The organism is Pelagicoccus sp. SDUM812005 (genome assembly GCF_031127875.1).
Classification (GTDB): domain Bacteria; phylum Verrucomicrobiota; class Verrucomicrobiia; order Opitutales; family Opitutaceae; genus Pelagicoccus.
Genome location: NZ_JARXIA010000088.1, coordinates 1 through 425 on the forward strand (window position 1 = coordinate 1; position 425 = coordinate 425).

Genomic DNA, 425 nt, shown 5'->3' on the forward strand with positions numbered 1-425 from the left:
TCCATTTCCGGCGGCGCCGGAAACGACACCGTCATCGGTTCCGAAGGCGACGACACCATCCTCGCCTCCACTGGAAACGACGACCTGCACGGCGGCGCTGGAGACGACACCTTCCTCTACACCGAAGGAGACGGAGCCGACGACTTCCACGGCGGAGCCGGAAACGACACCGTCAAGGCGACCGGAGACGACACCAGCATCACCATCGACTCAAACTTCGACGCCGACAACTCCATCGAGACCATCTCCGCGGACGGCCACTCAGGCGTCACCGTCACTGGCGACTACTCAAATCAGACCCTCGACTTCTCCGCGACAAACCTCGACGGCATCGAGTCCATTTCCGGCGGCGCCGGAAACGACACCGTCATCGGTTCCGAAGGCGACGACACCATCCTCGCCTCCACTGGAAACGACGACCTGCA

At 62.6% G+C, this 425-nt stretch carries 1 protein-coding gene; it reads left to right on the plus strand.

The genetic code is table 11. The annotated features are described in order from the left end of the window. Nucleotides 1-425 (plus strand): calcium-binding protein (locus QEH57_RS24810; RefSeq protein ID WP_309009501.1); only part of this gene is annotated, 425 nt, incomplete at both ends.